This window comes from Streptomyces sp. UC4497 (assembly GCF_054871485.1).
The window spans coordinates 41,774-61,013 of record NZ_JBTYHB010000002.1; the positions used below are offsets into that span (position 1 = coordinate 41,774).

Consider the following 19,240-nt stretch of genomic DNA (forward strand, 5'->3'; position numbering starts at 1 on the left):
GAGGCGCCCGGCTACGCGATCAGGGTGCGCGGCACGTCCCCGCCCGTGCCCTGACCGTCCCGGACGAGCTGCGCCGCCGCCGCGAGCCGCGCCGCCGCCTCGTCGGCCACGGCGCCGCCCACGGTGAACGGCAGCCGTACGTACCCCTCGAAGGCGCCGTCGACGCCGAAGCGGGGCCCCGAGGGGACGCGCACCCCGACCCGCTCGCCGAGTTCGGCGAGGCGCGAGCCCGACAAGCCGCCGGCCTTCACCCACAGAGTGAGGCCTCCGTTCGGCACCTCGAACTCCCAGTCCGGCAGCTCCCGCCGCACGGCGGCCACCAGCGCGTCACGGTTCCCGCGCGCCTGTGCGCGCCGCAGCGCGACGGCCTCCTCCCAACCCCCGGTGTTCAGCAGCCAGTTCACCGCCAGCTGCTCCAGGACCGGGGTGCCGAGGTCCGCGTACGCGCGGGCGGCGACCAGGCTGCGGATGACGTCGGGCGCGGCCCGCACCCAGCCGATCCGCATGCCCGCCCAGAACGCCTTGCTGGCCGAGCCGACCGTGATCACCGTGGAGCCCGCGGGGTCGAACGCGCAGACCCGGCGCGGCATCCCCGCACTCGCGCTGTCCTCCCCGTCGACGTGCAGCTCCGTCATGGTCTCGTCGACCACCAGGACGGTGCCCGCCGCGCGCGCGGAGTCCACCAGCGAGCGGCGCTGCTCCTCGTCGGCGAGCGCGCCCGTCGGATTGTGGAAATCGGCGACTACGTAAGCGAGCCGGGGCGCCGCCTCGCGCAGCACCTGGCGCCAGCGCTCGAGGTCCCACCCCTGGAGCCCGTCGGCCATGGCGACGGGCACGAGCCTGAGGCCCGCCTCGCGCATCAGTTGAAGGATGTTCGCGTACGAAGGTGATTCCACGGCCACGCGTTCGCCGCGGCCCGCGAAGAGGTGGCAGATCGCGTCGATGGCGCCCATCGCACCGGTCGTGACCATGATCTGTTCGGGCATGGTCGGGATGCCGTGCGCGGTGTACCGCTCGGCGATCATGGTGCGCAGCGCGGGCAGCCCCGCCGGGTAGTCGCCGTGGGTGTGGGCGTACGGCGGCAGTTCTTCCAGGGCGCCCTGTACGGCGCGGGTCAGCCACGGTTCGGGGGCGGGCAGGGCCGCCGTGCCGAGGTCGATCATGGAGCCGAGGGCCTCGGGCGGCAGGGGTTCCAGGCCGCGCGCGGGAAGCGGGTTCCCGGCAGGCACGGCGGTCCAGCTGCCCGCTCCCCTGCGGGATTCCAGGAACCCCTCGCCGCGCAGCGCTTCGTAGGCGGCCGCGACCGTGGTGCGGCTCACCGAGAGTGCCTGGGCCAGTTCGCGCTCGGCAGGAAGCCGCGTGGCCACCGGGACGCGGCCCTCCAGGACGAGCAGGCGGATGCCGTCGGCGAGGGCGCGGTAGGCGGGCGGGCGGCGGGTGCCGGGGCCCGCGGGGCGCGGCTGCTGCGAGGTGAGCAGCCGGGCGAGCTGGGTCGAGCCGATCGCCGAAGTCCACTGAGCCATGCGAGCCAGTCCACCTTCCTCGAATTGGCCATGGTTGGCATCCAATTCCACGCCACACAGTGTCATGCGTCAGGCCACTACCACCACTGAGGGGCTCACCTTGTCCGCGTCACCGTCCGCTCCGTCGCCCGGCGGCCCGCTCGTCCGCCGCTTCGTGCAGCTCTACGTAGGTCTCGCGCTGTACGGCGCCAGTTCGGCGCTTCTCGTGGAGGCGGGACTCGGCCTGGAGCCCTGGGGCGTGCTGCATCAGGGGCTCGCCGAGCTGACGGGCATCTCCATCGGCGTCGTGTCGATCATCGCGGGCGCGATCGTGCTGCTCCTGTGGATCCCGCTGCGGCAGCGGCCCGGCCTCGGCACCGTCTCGAACGTCTTCGTGGTGGGCCTCGCGATCGACGGCACGCTCGCGGTCGTCCCGGACCCGCACTCCTACGGAGTGCGCATCCCGTTGATGCTCGCGGGCATCGTGCTCAACGGTGCCGCGACCGGTCTCTACATTGCGGCGAAGTTCGGCCCCGGCCCGCGCGACGGCCTGATGACCGGACTCCACCAGCGCACCGGCCGCTCGATCCGCCTGATGCGCACGGTCGTCGAGATCGCCGTCGTGGCGAGCGGCTTCCTGCTCGGCGGCACGATCGGCGTCGGCACGGTGCTGTACGCCCTGACGATCGGCCCGCTGGCCCAGTTCTTCCTGCGCGTCTTCGCCGTCCCCGCGTCGCCCGCGGGCCCCACCGCGGTCGCCGGCGGCACACCCCGGCGGGCCATACTGCGACGGTGACCTCGCGCGTACGCCATCCCTACCTCGACCACCCGGGTCCGCTCGCGCTCGCCCACCGGGGCGGGGCGGCGGACGGCCTGGAGAACACCGCCGCCGCGTTCCGCCGCGCCGTGGACCTCGGCTACCGCTATCTCGAGACCGATGTGCACGCGACGTCCGACGGGCGGCTCGTCGCCTTCCACGACACGACGCTCGACCGGGTCACGGACGACGGCGGCCGGATCGCCGACCTCCCGTGGTCCACGGTGCGCCACGCGCGCGTGGCGGGCAGCGAACCGGTGCCGCTCTTCGAGGAGCTGCTGGAGTCGTTCCCGGACGCGCGCTGGAACGTGGACGTGAAAGCGGAGCCCGCGCTCGTCCCCCTCCTCGACCTGCTGCGCCGCACGCGCGCGTGGGACCGCGTCTGTGTCGGCTCCTTCTCCGAGGCGCGCGTCGCCCGCGCGCAGGCGCTCGCGGGTCCCCGCCTCGCCACGTCGTACGGCACCAGGGGTGTGCTGGGTCTGCGCCTTCGTTCGTACGGGGTTCCGGCGACGCTGCGCCGCTCCGCGGTCTGCGCCCAGGTGCCGGTGGCGCACGGGCGGGTCCGGGTCGTCGACCACCGCTTCGTGCAGGCCGCCCACGCGCGCGGGCTGCAGGTCCACGCGTGGACGGTGAACGACGAGAAGGAGATGCGGCGACTTCTCGACCTCGGGGTCGATGGCATAGTTTCCGATCACATCGAGACGCTGCGGGACGTCCTCAAGGACCGGGGGACGTGGGTCTGACCGCCACCCCGCGGCGCCGGACGGCGGGGACGGCAAGGGGACACGGGTGGGGACCGACATCGCGCGGGAGACGGCGCAGGGGACGTCCGCCGAGCGCAGGCGCGAGCAACGCGGCTGGTACTTCTACGACTGGGCGTGCTCGGTCTATTCGACCAGCGTCCTGACGGTGTTCCTGGGGCCGTATCTGACCTCGGTCGCGAAGGCAGCGGCGGACCCGGACGGCTTCGTGCACCCCTTGGGCATCCCGGTCCGCGCGGGCTCGTTCTTCGCGTACTCGGTCTCCCTGTCGGTGATCCTGTCGATCTTCGTGATGCCCCTCGCGGGCGCGGCCGCGGACCGTACGGGCCGCAAGAAGCCGCTGCTCGCGCTCTGCGCCTACATAGGCGCGGCGGCGACGGCCGGGATGTTCTTCCTGGACGGCGACCGCTATCTGCTGGGCGGCCTTCTCCTTGTAGTCGCGAATTCCTCGCTCGCCGTCTCGATGGTGCTCTACAACTCGTACCTGCCGCAGATCGCGCCCCCGGAGGAACGCGACGCGGTCTCCTCGCGCGGCTGGGCCTTCGGTTACGCCTCGGGCGCCCTCGTCCTCCTGGCGAACCTGGTGCTGTACACGGCCCACGACACCTTCGGTGTCTCCGAGTCGACGGCGGTACGCATCTGTCTGGCGTCGGCGGGCGTCTGGTGGGGCGCGTTCACCGTGGTGCCGCTACGCCGCCTGCGCGACCGGCGCACGCAGCCCGCGCCGGGTGGTACGACCTCCGGGCCGCGGCAGCTGCTCGCCACGGTGAAGGACATGCGCCGCCACCCGCTGACGCTCTCGTTCCTCCTCGCCTACCTCGTCTACAACGACGGCGTGCAGACGGTGATCTCACAGGCCTCCGTGTACGGCTCCGAGGAGCTCGGACTCGACCAGTCGACGCTCATCGTGGCGGTGCTGCTCGTGCAGCTCCTGGCGGTGGCCGGGGCGCTCGCGATGGGCCGCCTCGCCCGCACGTACGGCGCCAAGCGCACGATCCTCGGCTCTCTTGTGGCGTGGACGGTGACGATCGGGGCCGGCTACTTCCTGCCGGCCGGGGCGCCGGCGTGGTTCTTCGTGCTCGCCGCCGGCATCGGGCTCGTCCTGGGCGGCACCCAGGCGCTGTCCCGTTCGCTTTTCTCGCACCTCGTACCGGCAGGCAAGGAGGCCGAGTACTTCTCCGCGTACGAGATGAGCGACCGCGGGATGAGCTGGGTGGGACCCCTGGTGTTCGGGCTCGCGTACCAGCTGACCGGGAGTTATCGCGACGCGATCGTGTCCCTTGTCGCCTTCTTCGTGATCGGTTTTGTTCTGCTCGCGAGGGTTCCGGTCCATCGGGCGGTGCGCGACGCGGGCAATTCCGTACCCGCCCGGATTTAGCACCTGAAGACAAATCCCGGTAGTGTACGCGGTTGGCCTGCCAGGCGTACCGTTACTGCACGTCTAGATCGCGAAACGCTGGGTGACATCCTGCGTGAGATGTGACAAACCGGTCACCGGTGGGTACAACAAGGGGCGGCTACGACGGCGACGCATGACCCGGGAACCGGGAATCTTTACCGCCGACCGGACGTTGACCGGATGACGACGACAGCGACACCTGTCCTGTGGGCGACAAGCCCGGGAGGCACGATTCATGAGTGAGCGAGCTCTTCGCGGTACACGCCTCGTAGTGACCAGCTACGAGACGGACCGCGGCATCGACCTGGCTCCGCGCCAGGCCGTGGAGTACGCATGCGAGAAGGGACATCGCTTTGAGATGCCCTTCTCGGTGGAGGCCGAAATTCCGCCGGAGTGGGAGTGCAAGGTCTGCGGGGCCCAGGCACTTCTCGTGGACGGCGACGGCCCTGAGGAGAAGAAGGGGAAGCCGGCTCGTACGCACTGGGACATGCTGATGGAGCGGCGCACCCGTGAGGAGCTCGAAGAGGTCCTCGAGGAGCGTCTGGCAGTTCTGCGTTCGGGCGCGATGAACATCGCGGTGCACCCGCGGGACAACAGCGGACGCAAGTCGGCCTGACTCCCAGAAACGCACCGCACAACGGCCGGGGCCGGACACACACCGTGTGTCCGGCCCCGGCCGTTTGTCGTGGGTCCCCCCGTCGTGGCCTCCGTCAGGGGGTGAGCGGCGGCCGCGGGTCCGCATCGTCCCCGCGCGGACCCGGACGCTCGCCGTCCTTGATCACCTCGCCCTGGATGACGGTGCCGCCGGACTGCCGCATCCGGGCCTGCTGGAACGCGTCACCGAACGACCCCGGGCCCGCCGCCGCACCCATCTTCCGCTCGACCTTGCGCTCCGTGTACCGGCTCAGTGCCGTGCGCAGCGGCGGAACGAGCAGCAGCAGACCGAGAGCGTCCGAGATCAGCCCAGGGATCATCAGGAGGAGCCCGGCGAGCATCAGCAGCCCATTGCCCTGCGAGCGCTGCTCAGGGGGCTTGGAGGCCTCGGGAGAGCCGCTCTGCTGGCGCTGCAGCGTCTCCGTGAGGTTCTGGAACGCGCGGCGCCCCGCGGACTTCATCACCACGGATCCGAGCACGATGCCGGCCACCAGCAGGATGCCGAGCGTGAAGCCGCCGATCGCGCCCGCCACCACCGTCAGCAGCCAGATCTCCAGGACCATCCAGGCCGCGACGGCGAGCGGCAGATACCTGCGGAGCCGGGAGCGCCGGGCCCCGGTGGACGGATTACGAGGCGGAGTGCCAGTGGTCATGCATCCAGTTTGCCTGGGCCCGGATGCGATTGGCGTAAGCGGGGGATCAAGATCGCTCTCAGCGGACGTCCGGCTTGCGGCCCAGGACCTTGTCCACCCGCGCCCCCACGCCCCACGTGGTGACCCGCCACAGGGCCTCCACGACGATGTCCTTGCTCATCTTGGAGTCGCCGCGCTCGCGCTCCACGAAGGTGATGGGGACCTCCACCACGTGATAGCCCTCCCGCACCGCGCGGCGGGCCAGGTCGACCTGGAAGCAGTAGCCCTGCGAGGCGACCTCGTCGAGACCGAGGCCCTCCAGGGTCTCGCGGCGGAAGGCGCGGTAGCCGCCGGTGACATCGCGGATCGGGACGTCCAGGAGGAGACGTGAGTACGTGGAGCCGCCGCGGGAGATGAACTGTCGGGACTTGGGCCAGTTGACGATCCGCCCGCCGGGCACCCAGCGCGAGCCCAGGACCAGGTCGGCGCCCTTCAGCGCGGTCAGCAGGCGGGGCAGCTCCTCCGGCTGGTGGGAGCCGTCGGCGTCCATCTCGACCAGGACGCCGTAGCCGTGCTCCATGCCCCAGGAGAAGCCCGCGAGGTAGGCGGCGCCCAGGCCCTCCTTGCCGGTGCGGTGCAGGACGTGCACCTGCTCGTCGTCGGCGGCCAGCTCGTCGGCGAGTTTGCCGGTGCCGTCGGGGCTGTTGTCGTCGGCGATCAGGACGTGCGCCGCGGGCACGGACTCCCGCACACGGCCCACCACGGGCTTGATGTTCTCCGCCTCGTTGTAGGTCGGGATGATCACCAAGGTCGTGCCCAGAGGGCCGAATGTCCGCCCGCCGCCGTCGCTCACAGCTTCCCCTTAAAACTTCCGTCCACAAGGGGACCACCATAGCGAGCACCCCAGTTCACGCCGATAAGGCGCCCTGGGTGAGCTGTGGAGGGCGGGAAACGGAACCCATCACTACTTGTCTACGAAAACTGCGGATCGGGGCCGGGCGTCCTTCGGGCCGACCTGGGGCCCGCTGGCTGCGGGTCGACCTAAAGCCGTTGTCTACTGAACGCCCGGGCCCCACCCGGGTCGCACCTGGCCGACCGGCCGGAACGTTCCAGCGCCCCGTGGCGCGGGCGCTGGGCCTGGCTCCCAGTGGTGGTACGCCGGTGCGGCGCACCACCCCCTGACCCAGCTGCGTTCTACGACTGCCTGGACTTCCCCGGTCGTACCTGGAGGTGGTGGACCCGGCCGAACCTACCCGTCGACCGCCGCGACTTGTCAACAGGCGTTCGACCTGCGGCTCTCTGCGAACTCCGCTGGTCAGCGGGGAGGATTCGCAGGTCGCACGGGACCGTGTCGCGGCAAGATCGAAGTCGTGGCGCCCCGGTTATCACTCGTCCGGCCCTACGAAGACCGTCTGACCGAACACCACCGTCCGCAGGCAGACCGGGAGTTGGACTCCCGGGGAGAGGTCCGGCAGGCCGGGTGTTCCGGAGCGCGGATCGGTCGACCAGCGGGCCACACGGTCGTCCGGCGCCTGCACGACCAACTCGTCCGTGCGCCAGACGGCGTAGTCGGCGGGGGCGCCCGGGACGAGGATGCCCGCGTCGTCGCGGCCGACGGCGCGCCAGCCCCCGCGCGTGTGGGCGGTGAACGCGGCGCGTACGGAGACGCGGTGTTCGGGCGTCTTATGGAAGGCGGCGGCGCGGATCGTGCCCCACGGGTCGAGCGGGGTGACCGGGCTGTCGGAGCCGAAGGCGAGCGGGACACCGGCCTTCAGGAGGGCCGCGTACGGGTTGAGGGTGCGCGCCCGCTCGACACCGAGGCGGTCGGCGTACATGCCGTCCTCGCCGCCCCACAGGGCGTCGAAGGCGGGCTGTACGGAGGCGGTGAGGCCGAACTCCGCGAAGGCGGCGACGGTTTCGGGCGTGAGCATCTCGGCGTGCTCCACGCGGTGCCTGGCCGCGCGTACGCGCGCGAGGCCGACCTTTTCGGCGGCGCCGCGCATGCCGTCGACCACGGCGGTGAGGGCGGCGTCGCCGATGGCGTGGAAGCCGGCCTGGAGGCCGGACTCCGTGCAGGCGACTACATGGGCGGCGATTTCTTCGGCCGACATGTAGGCGGCGCCCTTGTGCGGCGCGTCGGCGATGTCGGCGTACGGCTCGTGCAGGCATGCCGTGTGGGAGCCGAGGGAGCCGTCGACGAACAGGTCGCCCGCGGCGCCCAGCGCGCCGAGTGCGCGGGCGCGCTGGATGTCGCGGTCCGCCCAGTAGCCGGCGACGCGCGGGCCCGGCTCGGAGCGGGCGAGGTCGAGCAGGCCGGTGAAGTCGTCCTCGGAGGAGATGTCGGGGCCCGCGCACTCGTGGACCGAGCCGATGCCGAGCGACGCGGCGTGCCGGAGCGCGGCGCGCTGGGCCTCCGTACGTTGCTGGGGGCCCACGGCGGCGAGTGCGGCGGCGCGCACGGCGTGGTGGGCGTCGCGGGTGAGGGGGCCCTCGGGGGCGAATCCGGGGCGGTCCGCGATGCCGGGTACGAGGTCAAGGAGGGCGGTGCTGACGGCGGCCGAGTGCACGTCGATACGGGAGAGGTAGATGGGGCGGCCGGCCGTGGCCTCGTCGAGTTCGGCGCGGGTGAGGGGCGTGCGGTCGGGCCAGCGGGCGGCGTCCCAACCGTGGCCGAGGAGGACGCGGTCGGTGGGGTTGGCCGCGGCGTGTTCCCGTACGAGGGTCAGGGCTTCGGTGCGGGTGCGGGCGGCCGTGAGGTCGAGGCCGGTCAGGGCGAGGCCGGTCGACGTGGTGTGGACGTGGGCGTCGGTGAACGCGGGGGTCACCAGGGCGCCGTCGAGGTCGATCACCTCGTCCACGCCGTCCGTGAACGCGTCCGCCGCGCCCTCCGAGCCGACCCAGGCGATGTGGCCGGCCTCCACGACCATCGCGGTGGCGAAGGGGTCGGCCGGGCTGTGGATCTCGCCTCGGCGCAGGAGGACGGTGCGGGGGGTGGGGGGCGTGCTCATGGTGACAGTTTCCCGTGTCCGGGGGGTGGGGTGTGCCGCGGGGTGGTCGACGGCTTTCTTTTCTACCCGTGCCGGGGTCGGGGCCGGCTGTGACCGTTGCGCGGGGGCGGGGGGCCTGGGGGCCGCCGGGGGTGACGCTCTCCGTCGTGCTGTGCGGCATCGGGGCCAGGCCTGTGCCGGGGCCGGGGCTGGGGCCCTCCGTCGTGCCGCGCGGCATGGGGGCCAGGGGGTTCACCGGGGTGACGCCTTCCGCCATCGCCACGCGGCACCGGGGGCCGCCTTGCCCACCCTGCCGCCCCAGGCGGCAGATTGCCCAAGGCGGTGGCGGCCGACCGTTGGGGTGGGGAGCCGGGGTTGGCGGAGGTTGCCCGAGGCGGGGGCGGCGCACCGTGCTGTGGCGGTCGAGTCGGGCAAATCAAGCCCCGCTCTGGGACGAGACTCGCGGGGGCCGCAGAGCCCCGTGGCGTGGGGCGACCGGACGCAAGAGGCCGGACGGAGGACCGTGCCGGAGACAGCACCCCGTCCGCCGACGCCCCCGGAGGGGGCGGGTGGGTGGGAGATGGGCGGGAGCCGGGCGATTGCCTGCGGGTGGGACAATTCGAGTCTCGTGGCGAGTGGGCATTTTCAGCCCATGCGGCGATTGAGCAGCGGGGTCCGGGGCAGAGCCCCGTGGCGGGGGACGATCGGCCGCAACAGGCCGGGCGGATGACCGTGCCGCAGGCAGCACAGCACACCCCGTCGGGCCGACGCCCCTGGAGGGGGCGGGTGGGTGGGAGAGGGGCGGGGAGACGCTGGAACGGGGGCCGACGGCAGTCCAGTGCCGCACAGCCCCGGTACCCCCCCCTCCACCGGACCCGTCTCACCCCACCGGCCCGGCCCCACCGGACCCGTTTCGCCCGGGGCCCGGCCCCGCCGAGCCCATCCGGCCACGCGTGGCCCATCCGGCCCCGCCAAACCGCCCAGGCCCGCCCCCTAAACCCTCGGCGGCCTCGCCTCGTACGGCGTGGAGAGGACCACCGTCGTGCGGGTGGAGACGCCGGCCAGGGAGCGGACTCGGGCCAGGAGGTTTTCCAGTTCGTGGGGGGTCTCGACCCGGACCTTGAGGATGTAGTTCTCGTCGCCGGCCACGCTGTGGCACGCCTCGATCTCGGGGACACCCGCGAGGCGTTCCGCGATGTCGTCGGGGGCGCTCGGGTCGAACGGTTTGACCGAGATGAACGCGGTGAGCGGCAGGCCGACCGACTCCGGGTCGACGACCGCGGCGTAGCCCCGGATCACGCCGCGCTGTTCGAGGCGACGCACCCGCTGGTGCACCGCGGACGTGGACAGGCCCGTGGCCTTGCCCAGGTCGGTGTAGCTCATCCGCCCGTCCTTGACGAGCAGCTGCACAATCTGTCGGTCGAGCTCCTCCATGCCGCTGAACCTACCGGTCCCTTGATCCTCACGGATACCTGAAAGAACGAGATGGGCGATACGTCTACCGCCGGGCGGGCAAGTCCATTCGACATGTGACGAACACCACAGGACTCGGGCCGTGTCCACCGGCATGGAGTGATTACCTCGACGAACAGCCGGGAAATGCTTGCTGTGGCCGAGGCCGCCACTCATGGACATCCGCGGCCGGCCCACCCGAGGGGGAGAATCCCATGCAGAGTGTGAAGCGTTCCGGACGTCCTGGCGCGCGCGGCCGCCAGCAGGCGATCGCCGAGCCCCAGCCGGAGGGCGTCGAACCCGACGCCTTCGACGCGGCAGGGGACGAGGGGGACGGGTACGAGACGTTCGAGATGTACCGGGTGGCCTGCCCCGACTGTGGCAAGGCCATCGCCCTCCTCGCGGAGGAGGACGTACTGCCGGAGCACGCCCATGTGACGTCGCCGTGGGACCCGTTCGGGCTCACCGTCTGCGTCGGCAGCGGCAGGACCGTCGCGGAGGCGCTGCCCACGGACGACCTGGTGGGCGCCCAAGAGCAGGACGCCGCCCTTCTGTTGACGCTCCCTCAGGGACTCGACTGGCGTACACAGCCCTTCTCGCACGCCGGTGGCCCCGGCTCGCGCCCCATCCGGGTGCCCGACCAGCCCTACCGCCGAGCCGCCGCCTGACCCGCTACGCCCGGTCGGCCCAGTAACTGCCCCGCACCATGGCCCGCAAGCTGTCGTGGTGCAGGATCAGTGTGTCCGGGTCGGCGGGCTCGGTGGCCTCGCCGAAGTGGATCTGCCGGTAGGCGACGCGGAGCATCACGCACGCGTGCCGCAGGGCCGCGTACAGCGTGTAGAACTCCATGTCGCGCGGGGTGTGGCCAGTGAGCCGGGCGTAGCGCGCCTCGACGCGGTCGCGGCGCAGGAAGTCCGGCAGGCCGTGCTGCCCGAAGGCCTCGGTCAGATCCTGGAAGAAGCGGTGCAGATACACCGTCCAGCCGAGGTCGACCTCGCGCGGGGCGAGCGAGGCCATCTCCCAGTCGAGGACGGCGGCGGGCGCGAACCCGTCCTGCTCGTAGATGATGTTGCCGATGCGGGCGTCGCCCCAGTTGAGGACCGCGGGGCCCGGCTCCCGCGGCCACATCTCCTCCAGGCGTGCGAAGGCGCTCTCTATGAGGGGCGAGGGGCTGCGGCCCTCCACCACCCAGGCGTAGTAGGCGCGTTGGGCGTCCACGTGCCGGCGCAGCGGACTTCCCTCGCCGGGCAGTTCCAGGAAGGACGCCTCGGCCGCCGGCGCGCAGTCGTGCAATCGCGCCAGCACCTGGACGCTCGCGTCCTCCAGGCGTTCCCGCTCGTCGTCGGTCGCCTCGTGCAGCCAATTCCCCTCGTACGTATAGGGCATGACGTCGGGCGGCACACGGCCCGCCACCCGTTCCATGACGAAGAACGGGGCGCCGAGCGGCCCCTCGTCCTCCTCCAGCCACAGCACGCGCGGCACCGGAAGCCCGGTGCGTTCGGCCGCGAGCCGCATGGTCCGGTACTGGCGCGGCATGTCGTACACCGGGAAGATCGTGTACGCGGACGGGTCCGCGGCCAGCCGCAACGCGCAGGCCCGTAGGGGTGGTTCGGGGTGCTCGATGTCGAAGAGCAGGGTCTCGCTCGACATGCCGTTGGACTCGGGGACGGTGACGTTCACCGCCTTCGCTCCCGGCAGCCGGCGCCCCAGCCAGGCGGTGAGGCGCCGGGACACCTCCTCGGGTTCACGGGTGGATGTGCGGGGCCTGGGCTGTCGGGGTGTTGTCGCCATCGCCGAACTCCCTCTCCGTGAAGGGTGGTTACGAACGCGCAGTGGTCACGAACGCTCCGGGGCCACCGAGTCGAAGCCCGTGAAGCCGCTCGGGTCGTGGCGCCCGAAGGAACCGTGCTCGAAGATGCCGTGCCCGACCTGCCCGTCGAGGGTGAAGCGGGCCGCGTGGTCGATGACCCCGTACGCGGCCAGGGGGTGGGCCGCCGGGTCCGCCAGGTCGTACGTCCGCCGGTCGCACCAGTCGTGGCCGCGCCAGGTCCCGTGCTGCCAGGCGTCGGCCGGCGGGTAGCCCGCGCCGACGGCGAGCGGGGAGGAGGCGAGGATCTCGACGCCCACGTCGAGCGGTTTGCGGTCGACCGGGTCCATGAGGTGGATGACCGCGCGCTCGGGGTGGCGGGTGCCGGGGCGGTAGGTGATGTCGGTCTGGGGCCAGCCGAGTTGGCGGTCGCGGTGGCCCTCGCGGACGACCATGGCCTCGTTCAGGGTGCGGTAGCCGTCGGCGTCCTCCTGGGTGATCACCATGAGGAAGCGGTCGTCGAAGCGGATCGGCGCCCAGATCCAGTGGAAGCCCTCGGTGGGGTACTCCTGCGCGAGCCGGCCGCCCTCCTCCCCCGGCACCGGCCGCACGCCCCAACTCCGGTCCCGGGTCCCGGTCCAGCCACCCACCCGGATCTCCCGGCCGTCGATCCGCAGCCAACCGTCGCACTGCCCGGCCTGCACGAACCGCTTGCCCTCCAGAGTGAGCCGCGCACCCTTGCGCTGGGTGTGGTGCGGCTCCCACAGGGCCGGGAAGTCGGCGCTCCAGTTGATCTCGTACGAGAGTCCGTCGGGGTCGTCCGGGTCGGCGGCGCAGGACAGGATGAAGTCCTTGAGCGGGCGCTCGACCATGATGTGCAGCGGTCCGACGCGCATACTCATCCGCGTGTCCTCGCCCAGGGCGTCGGAGGCGCGGACCGCGTGCAGGGTGTCGCCGACGCGCAGGGTGGCGTAGGCGTCGATCACACCGAGGTTCGGGTAGACGCCGAGGCCGAGGATGAGCAGGAACTGCCCTGTGGGGTCGAAGACATGGAAGATGCAGCGGTCGTAGGCGTTGCGGTCGCTGGTGGCGACGTGCTTCATCGACAGCGGGACCTGGTGGACGGGCCACTCGTCGAAGGCGACGGGGCGGTCAACGGCCTCGTTTGCGGACACGGCAAACCTCCCTGGGAGCACGGCGGTTGACGTCGCCCGGAGGGGTGCGGCCTGCCCGGCGGCGGAGTTGACGGTACGTCAGCCCGGCAGTGCTGGCCAGACGTTCGACCGGCCGATGCCACGCGTACGGGTATGTCGTGAACTGACGCTCGAATTCGTCAACCAGTGACCTCGCGGATCCCTCTTTCGTTGACCCGGCATGACCTCGACGCAGACCTCGGCACCTGCGCCCACGGGACGACGCAGGCGCATCCTCGTGCCGGTTACCGCAGAATCGGTTCACCAGGGCCGCCAGTCCCCCACGTCCCCTACGTCCCACCCGCTCCCCCAAGGCCAGCAGGTGCCACAGGAACAGCAGTCCCAGCCAACGTCACAGGTTCAGCGCACCCCCCGGGCCGCCCAGTCCCCGCGGCCCTCGACGCCCCCGGCCGTAGGGCCCCCGGGGCCGCCCGCTCTCCAGCCCGCGGGACCGCAGCCGCTCCCCCGGCCGCAGCAGGCCCGGCCGCCGCACCCGCAGCCGCCCCAGCCGCGCCTGCACAACCCGCCGATCTACCAGGCGATGGTCACGGCCTGGACCGAGCGCGGCAGGACGCTGCCGGGCTGCGAGGACCCGGAGTGGGCGCGGCTGATCGCGCCCACCGTGCGCACCGGGCAGTTCAGCGCGATGCAGAGCACCCGGCAGTAGGTCCCGCGGCGTCGCGGGACCTACTGCCGGCCCCTCTCAGGACCGGCGAGGTGACGGGCGATGACCATGCGCTGGATCTGATTGGTGCCCTCGACGATCTGGAGCACCTTCGCCTCGCGCATCATGCGCTCCACGGGGAAGTCGGCCGTGTAGCCGTACCCCCCGAGGACCTGCACCGCGTCCGTGGTGACCTTCATCGCGGCGTCCGTGCACAGCAGCTTCGCCATGGCGGCCTGCTTGGAGAAGGGCCTGCCCGCGTCCCGCAGTCGGGCCGCCGACAGATACAGGGCGCGGCCCGCCTCTATCTGCGTGGCCATGTCCGCGAGCATGAAGCGCAATCCCTGGAAGTCCGCGATGGGCCGGCCGAACTGGGCCCGCCCCTTCGCGTACTCCACCGCCGCGTCGAGAGCGGCCTGCGCGACGCCGACCGCGCAGGCCGCGATCCCGAGGCGACCCGAGTCGAGCGCCGAGAGGGCGATCTGGAAGCCCTGCCCTTCGTCCCCGATGCGGCGCGCGTCGCTCACCCGCACCCCGTCCAGGTGGATCTGGGCGGTGGGCGAGCCCTTCATGCCCATCTTCTTCTCGGGCACCGCCGCGCTCAGCCCCGCCGCGTCCCCGGGCACCAGGAACGCCGTGATGCCGTGCGCGCCCTCGCCGCCGGTGCGGGCCAGGACCGTGTAGAAATCGGCCACGCCGCCGTGGGTGATCCAGGCCTTCGTCCCCGTGAGCACCCAGTCGTCGCCCTCGCGGACCGCCTTGGTGCGCAGGGACGCCGCGTCGGAACCCGAGGACGGCTCGGAGAGGCAGTAGGCGCCGAGCAGGCCGCCGCCCAGCATGTCGGGCAGGTGCTCGGTGCGCTGCTGCTTCGTGCCGAAGTTCGCGAGGGCGTGGCAGGACAGCGAGTGCACGCTGACGCCGAGGCCGACCGTGAGGCGGGCGGCCGCGAGCTCCTCCAGGACCTGGAGATAGACCTCGTAGGGCTGCTCGCCGCCGCCGAACTCGGCGTCGTACGGCAGTCCGAGCAGTCCCGACTCGGAGAGGAGCTTGAAGATCTCGCGCGGGAAGCGGCCCGCCTCCTCGTCCTCGGCCGCGCGCGGGGCGATCTCCCGCTGCGCGATGTCGCGGACCAGCCGCAGCAGATCCTGAGCTTCGTCCGTCGGCAGCTGACGCTCGACTCCTGGCTCCGGCATGGCGACGCTCTCCTCCCTGGGCGGGCGCTGCGGCGACGACCGCCGGGTGGGCGGGCGTCGCCGGATGGTCACTGCCGGGCCGATGCTGCCCTTCCGGATCACGGAAAGCGCAGACCAAGCGGCCGCGGCGTGTTGAGTATTCCCGATCCGGAGCGCCCCGTCACCAGTTAACGAGCGCTTACTCCAAGTTTTTCCGCGGCGCCGGAATTGGTTCGTACCATTGACCCCACTGGTCTAGTCCTTCTAAGGTGCGGCGCGCAGGTCCACAGCACAATCCCCCACGCTCCCCTCCCCCACGAGGAGACACGATGCTCAGACCGCACCTCCCCCGTAGGGGCCTCAAGGCCCTCCTCTCCGCCGCGTGTTGCGTCGCCCTCGGCGCGGGGCTGCTCGCCGGAGCCGGCAGCGCCGCCGCGCAACAGCAGACCGACACCGAGCCGAAAGCGGCCGTCTCGAAGGTCGTCGGATACTTCACCGAGTGGGGTGTCTACGACCGGAACTACCACGTCAAGAACATCGAGACGTCGGGCTCCGCCGACAGGCTCACGCACATCAACTACTCCTTCGGCAACGTCCAGGGCGGCAAGTGCGCGATGGGCGACGCCTACGCCGCGACCGACAAGGCGTACACGGCCGATCAGTCCGTGGACGGGGTCGCCGACACCTGGGACCAGCCGCTGCGCGGCAACTTCAACCAGCTCCTGAAGCTGAAGAAGAAGCACCCGGACCTCAAGATCCTGTGGTCCTTCGGCGGTTGGACCTGGTCCGGCGGGTTCGGCGAGGCGACCAAGGACCCGGCCGCGTTCGCCCAGTCCTGCTACGACCTGGTCGAGAACTCCAAGTGGGCCGATGTCTTCGACGGCATCGACATCGACTGGGAGTACCCGAACGCCTGCGGTCTCACCTGTGACACCAGCGGGCGCGACGCCTACAAGAACCTGATGTCGGCGCTGCGTTCGAAGTTCGGCGGCGACTACCTGATCACCTCCGCCATCCCGGCCGACGCCTCCGAGGGCGGCAAGCTGGACGCCGCCGACTACGCGGGCGCCGCCCAGTACGTCGACTGGTACAACCCGATGACGTACGACTTCTTCGGTGCCTGGGACGCGAAGGGGCCCACCGCCCCGCACTCGCCGCTGACCTCGTACGACGGGATCCCGAAGGCGGGTTGGGACACCTCGGCCACCATCGCGAAGCTCAAGGCGATGGGCGTGCCCGCCTCCAAGCTGCTGCTCGGGATCGGGTTCTACGGGCGCGGCTGGACCGGCGTCACGCAGGACGCTCCCGGTGGCACGGCGACGGGGCCCGCGGCCGGCAAGTACGAGCAGGGAATCGACGACTACAAGGAGCTCAAGAGCAAGTGCCCGGCCACCGGCACGGTCGGCGGCACCGCGTACGCGCACTGCGGGAACGACTGGTGGAGCTACGACACCCCGGGGACCATCGCTGGGAAGATGGACTACAAGAACCAGCAGGGCCTCGGCGGCACCTTCTTCTGGGAGCTGTCCGGGGACACCTCGGACGGTGAACTGATCAAGGCGATCAACTAGCCCTACAGGCACCCCCCCACACGCTCCCCTGGCCGCACGCGCGCGTACGTGCGCGTGGTCAGGGGAGCACTGGCGCGGGGTACGAGGGTTCGAACTCCTCGATCACGCGCAGGGTTTCGCCGAGTGTGCGCACCAACAGGGCGCGCACCGCGTCCCGTTCGAGCTCGTGGTGGCCGATCCAGTCGAGCGTGATGCCCTCGACGCTGCACAGCCAGCCGAGCAGCGCGGTCCGCGGGAGCCGCGGCACCCACGAAGTCCCGTACGCGGCGCGGGCGATGGTGGCGATCAGCGCGTCGCGCACCCCGTCCCTGATGGCCTGCACCTGGGCGTCGAAGCCCACCCCACCCGTGACGATGGTGCGGTACGCCGCCTGGTTCCGCTCCGCGTAGCGCAGATAGCCCTCCACCGTGCGGTGCACCCGCTCCACCGGGGCCAGGTCGCCGACGCTGCTCGCGCCGTCGACGAGTTCACCGACGGACTCCTCGATGATCGCCAGGTAGTAGCCGCGTTTGGAGTCGAAGTAGTAGTAGATCAACCCCTTGGCCACGCCCGCGTGCTGCGCGATGTCGTCCATGGACAGCGCGTCGTAGGACGTGTCGGCGAACAACTTCCGTCCGATGGCGATGAGTTCGGCGCGGCGGGTGGCGGAGCGTTCGCTGCCGCGCACCCGCTGGTGGCTAGTGTTCAATTCCGGCCCTGGTCTCGGACTCCGTGCGAATGCCGCAGTATGGCACTTCCCGGGGCGTCCGCACGGCTGCACGGCGGGGGCCGTGGTGGTGCGTGTCACGTCGCCGTGGGCGACGGGCCGGTCACATCAGGCCGAGCTGTGTGACGAGCATCGCGAGGACCACGACGAAGGTCCAGCCCAGGACGTGTTCGAGGATCTTCGGCCCGTTGTCGTCGGGCCCGCCGGTGCGGGTGCGCGGAGCGGCGGTGGAAGCGGTGGCGGAATGTGCGGTCATGGGTGTCTCGCTCGGGTCGCGGTGCTGGTCCTGAGTCCCCCGGCTGCGCCCGTGCCCCCTGTGGCGCTTTCTCCACCATGCCATCGGATCGCCGCCGCGCCGCCGAGACCTTGGTCACGTACAACCGGGCCGCCGTGTCGTGCGTCCCATACAGCGACGCGTTCCGTCCGACCGGAAGGTTCTCGATGAGTACGTACCGGACACCACGCCGCAGAACCCGTCTCGTCCTCGCCGCGGCGATCACCGTCAGCGCGGCGCTGACCGGCCCGGCGGCCGTCTCCCGGGCGGCCACCGACACCCCGAGGCCGGGCGCCGCGGGCCTCGGCGACCCGATGTTCCCGCTCGACGGGAACGGGGGCTACACCGTGCGCCACTACACGCTGGACTTCGACTGGCGGGCGCCGAGGACCCCGTTCGCCGCCTCCACCACCGTCAAGGCCACGGCGACGCAGGCGCTGTCCCGCTTCGACCTCGACTTCGCCGGGAACGAGCTGCACTCGGTGACCGTGAACGGCCGCGCCGCGCAGACCCGGCGCGAGGGCGACGAGCTGATCGTCACGCCCGCCTCGCCGATCCCCAAGGGCAGCGCCTTCACCGTGAAGGTCGGGTACACCGCCGACCCGACGCAGGTGCGCCACCGCGACGACGCGATCGAGGACTACGGCTGGATCCCGACGCCCGACGGGACGGTCCTGTACCCGCAGCCCAACGGCGCCAAGATGATCTTCCCGGCCAATGACCACCCGAGCAGGCGCGCCCCCTTCACGTTCCGCGTGACGACGCCGGCCGACCGGACGGCCGTCGCGAACGGGCGCCTCGTCGACCGCACCGAGCGGAGCGACGGGCGGGTCCGCTGGACGTACGACTCCGAGCAGCCGATCGCGACGCAGCTGGTCCAACTGGCCATCGGTGACTTCACGTTGATCGACAGCAAGGGCCCGGGCGGGCTGCCGCTGCGGGACGTCGTGCCGGACGCGCTCGTGGCGCCGACCAAGCAGTACCGCGACCTGACGCCCGATCATCTGACCTGGCTCCAGCAGAAGTTGGGGCCCTACCCGTTCAACCGGTACGGCGTCCTCGTCGGCGACACGGACCTCGGCGTCGCCCTGGAGACACAGACCCTCTCGCTCGTCCCGAAGGCGGACCTGCTCGGCACGAAGGTCGACGCCGAGCGCAATCTCGTCCATGAGCTGGTCCACCAGTGGCTCGGCGACAGCGTCGGCATCGCCACCTGGTCCGACCTGTGGCTGAGCGAGGGCCACGCCCGCTTCTACGAGCGCTGGTACTCCGAGGAGCACGGCGGCGACAGCTTCGAGGCCGCGATGAGGACGGCGTACGAGAACCACGACCAGTGGCGCCACGACGCCGGCGCCCCCGCCGAGCCCACCGAGCCGAACCTCTTCAAGCGGATGCGCTACGACGGCTCGGCGCTCGTCCTGTACGCGCTGCGCGAGCAGGTCGGCGCGGAGACCTTCGCGAAGATCGAACGGGCGTGGGTCACGCAGTACCGCGGGAAGACAGCGTCGACGGCCGACTACATCGCACTCGCCTCGAAGGTCGCGGGCCACGATCTGAAGGGCTTCCTGCGCCCGTGGCTGTACGGCTCCAAGACCCCACCGATGCCGGGCCATCCCGACTGGGTGGTGAAACCGGTCGTCACCGGCTGA

General features: G+C 71.5%; 18 protein-coding genes. 8 read left to right on the top strand and 10 right to left on the bottom strand.

Annotated features, from left to right (window positions below; genetic code table 11):
• Window positions 1-11 precede the first annotated feature (11 nt).
• Complete coding sequence (locus ACYSUO_RS02890) at window positions 12-1,523, bottom strand: SCO1417 family PLP biosynthesis transcription factor (protein WP_461774405.1); 1,512 nt, start codon at window positions 1,521-1,523, stop codon at window positions 12-14.
• Between the two features lie 64 nt (window positions 1,524-1,587).
• On the opposite strand from ACYSUO_RS02890, the gene yczE reads away from it, so the two are divergent.
• The 4 genes from yczE to ACYSUO_RS02910 all read left to right on the top strand — a co-directional run bounded on the left by yczE (window position 1,588) and on the right by ACYSUO_RS02910 (window position 5,095).
• On the top strand, window positions 1,588-2,298 hold the full coding sequence (gene yczE / locus ACYSUO_RS02895) for a membrane protein YczE (protein WP_461774406.1): 711 nt from the start codon (window positions 1,588-1,590) through the stop codon (window positions 2,296-2,298).
• Entirely contained in the window at window positions 2,295-3,062 is a 768-nt protein-coding gene (locus ACYSUO_RS02900) for a glycerophosphodiester phosphodiesterase (protein ID WP_461774407.1), read from the top strand. Before yczE ends, ACYSUO_RS02900 begins: the two co-directional genes overlap by 4 nt.
• Before the next feature lie 46 nt (window positions 3,063-3,108).
• Complete coding sequence (locus ACYSUO_RS02905; RefSeq protein WP_461774408.1) at window positions 3,109-4,458, top strand: MFS transporter; 1,350 nt, start codon at window positions 3,109-3,111, stop codon at window positions 4,456-4,458.
• A 256-nt stretch (window positions 4,459-4,714) separates the two neighbouring features.
• Window positions 4,715-5,095, top strand: a complete 381-nt coding sequence (locus ACYSUO_RS02910) for an RNA polymerase-binding protein RbpA (RefSeq protein ID WP_266721963.1) — start codon at window positions 4,715-4,717, stop codon at window positions 5,093-5,095.
• Between the two features lie 94 nt (window positions 5,096-5,189).
• Here ACYSUO_RS02910 and fxsA read toward each other — a convergent pair whose 3' ends face one another.
• The 4 genes from fxsA to ACYSUO_RS02930 form a co-directional block, all read right to left on the bottom strand.
• Window positions 5,190-5,786 (bottom strand): FxsA family membrane protein, encoded by a 597-nt coding sequence (gene fxsA, locus ACYSUO_RS02915; RefSeq protein WP_461774409.1) that lies wholly within the window; start codon window positions 5,784-5,786, stop codon window positions 5,190-5,192.
• Window positions 5,787-5,844: 58 nt separating this feature from the next.
• Window positions 5,845-6,618, bottom strand: coding sequence for a polyprenol monophosphomannose synthase (locus ACYSUO_RS02920; RefSeq protein WP_461774410.1), 774 nt, complete (start codon window positions 6,616-6,618; stop codon window positions 5,845-5,847).
• Between the two features lie 532 nt (window positions 6,619-7,150).
• Entirely contained in the window at window positions 7,151-8,773 is a 1,623-nt protein-coding gene (locus ACYSUO_RS02925) for an amidohydrolase (RefSeq protein WP_461774411.1), read from the bottom strand.
• Window positions 8,774-9,745: 972 nt separating this feature from the next.
• Window positions 9,746-10,186 (bottom strand): Lrp/AsnC family transcriptional regulator, encoded by a 441-nt coding sequence (locus ACYSUO_RS02930; protein WP_327664359.1) that lies wholly within the window; start codon window positions 10,184-10,186, stop codon window positions 9,746-9,748.
• A 233-nt stretch (window positions 10,187-10,419) separates the two neighbouring features.
• Between ACYSUO_RS02930 and ACYSUO_RS02935 the strand changes: the two genes are divergently transcribed.
• Entirely contained in the window at window positions 10,420-10,872 is a 453-nt protein-coding gene (locus tag ACYSUO_RS02935) for a hypothetical protein (protein WP_461774412.1), read from the top strand.
• A gap of 4 nt (window positions 10,873-10,876) precedes the next feature.
• Here ACYSUO_RS02935 and ACYSUO_RS02940 read toward each other — a convergent pair whose 3' ends face one another.
• The gene (locus ACYSUO_RS02940) at window positions 10,877-11,995 is read right to left on the bottom strand and encodes a phosphotransferase family protein (protein WP_461774413.1); all 1,119 of its coding nucleotides are present in this window, start codon (window positions 11,993-11,995) and stop codon (window positions 10,877-10,879) included.
• A gap of 45 nt (window positions 11,996-12,040) precedes the next feature.
• Window positions 12,041-13,114, bottom strand: coding sequence for a hypothetical protein (locus ACYSUO_RS02945; protein WP_461774754.1), 1,074 nt, complete (start codon window positions 13,112-13,114; stop codon window positions 12,041-12,043).
• Window positions 13,115-13,745: 631 nt separating this feature from the next.
• On the opposite strand from ACYSUO_RS02945, the gene ACYSUO_RS02950 reads away from it, so the two are divergent.
• A complete protein-coding gene (locus ACYSUO_RS02950; protein ID WP_461774414.1) occupies window positions 13,746-13,871 on the top strand; it encodes a hypothetical protein in 126 nt (41 codons plus the stop codon).
• 20 nt (window positions 13,872-13,891) lie between these two features.
• Here ACYSUO_RS02950 and ACYSUO_RS02955 read toward each other — a convergent pair whose 3' ends face one another.
• Window positions 13,892-15,061: an acyl-CoA dehydrogenase family protein gene (locus tag ACYSUO_RS02955; RefSeq protein ID WP_461774415.1), complete on the bottom strand. Its 1,170-nt coding sequence runs from the start codon at window positions 15,059-15,061 to the stop codon at window positions 13,892-13,894.
• A 308-nt stretch (window positions 15,062-15,369) separates the two neighbouring features.
• Here ACYSUO_RS02955 and ACYSUO_RS02960 point away from each other — a divergent pair, with 308 nt between their 5' ends.
• Window positions 15,370-16,611, top strand: coding sequence for a glycoside hydrolase family 18 protein (locus tag ACYSUO_RS02960; RefSeq protein WP_461774416.1), 1,242 nt, complete (start codon window positions 15,370-15,372; stop codon window positions 16,609-16,611).
• Window positions 16,612-16,669: 58 nt separating this feature from the next.
• Here the strand turns inward: ACYSUO_RS02960 and ACYSUO_RS02965 are convergent, their stop codons facing one another.
• Together ACYSUO_RS02965 and ACYSUO_RS02970 are read right to left on the bottom strand one after the other, a co-directional pair.
• Window positions 16,670-17,299 carry a TetR/AcrR family transcriptional regulator gene (locus ACYSUO_RS02965; protein ID WP_461774417.1) on the bottom strand — a complete coding sequence of 210 codons (630 nt, stop codon included), beginning with the start codon at window positions 17,297-17,299 and terminating at the stop codon, window positions 16,670-16,672.
• A 121-nt stretch (window positions 17,300-17,420) separates the two neighbouring features.
• A complete protein-coding gene (locus ACYSUO_RS02970; RefSeq protein WP_461774418.1) occupies window positions 17,421-17,573 on the bottom strand; it encodes an SCO1431 family membrane protein in 153 nt (50 codons plus the stop codon).
• Window positions 17,574-17,758: 185 nt separating this feature from the next.
• Between ACYSUO_RS02970 and ACYSUO_RS02975 the strand changes: the two genes are divergently transcribed.
• Window positions 17,759-19,240 carry a M1 family metallopeptidase gene (locus tag ACYSUO_RS02975; RefSeq protein ID WP_461774419.1) on the top strand — a complete coding sequence of 494 codons (1,482 nt, stop codon included), beginning with the start codon at window positions 17,759-17,761 and terminating at the stop codon, window positions 19,238-19,240.